Here is a 508-nt window from a genome sequence, read left to right on the forward strand (position 1 = left end):
AATAATAAAAAAGCTCGAGTTGACCAAGTTCGAGCGGGTGTGATAAAAAATATTTTCTATATTTTTTTGTGGTCACACGTATTATATCATACTGAGCTAGGAACTCGCTAAACTCAACTGGAGGAGAAAAATGCCACAAGAAATTACTGTTGATTTTTCAGAGCAAATTGTCGAAACCAAAATTAAAATTGAAAGACTTGAAAGCTTAATCTATTATGTTAAAAATCAGAAAAATGCTTTAGAACATTATAAAAAGAGTGATGTTCTTTTGACTGATAAAGTCGGATTAAATTTAAGTGGATTTACACCATGTTCTTTTAATGTTAGTGTTGCAACACTCATCCCTTTGTTGGAACAAAACATTGAAGATAATACGGCTCTTATTAATGAGTTGGCTAAAGAACTTGGAATTGATATTAAATGAACAAAAAAAGCCCGCTGGGAACGGGCTTTAAAAACTGATTTCTTAACTACTATTATATCATAAATATAAGGAGTTAAGACACTA

1 protein-coding gene is annotated in these 508 nt (G+C 30.9%); it reads left to right on the forward strand.

Annotated features, from left to right (window positions below; genetic code table 11):
• Window positions 1–130 precede the first annotated feature (130 nt).
• On the forward strand, window positions 131–424 hold the full coding sequence (locus RSC39_RS12090; protein WP_332537495.1) for a DUF1359 domain-containing protein: 294 nt from the start codon (window positions 131–133) through the stop codon (window positions 422–424).
• Window positions 425–508: the final 84 nt, after the last annotated feature.

Origin of the sequence: Lactococcus sp., from assembly GCF_036648155.1 — a bacterium.
GTDB lineage: Bacteria > Bacillota > Bacilli > Lactobacillales > Streptococcaceae > Lactococcus > Lactococcus cremoris.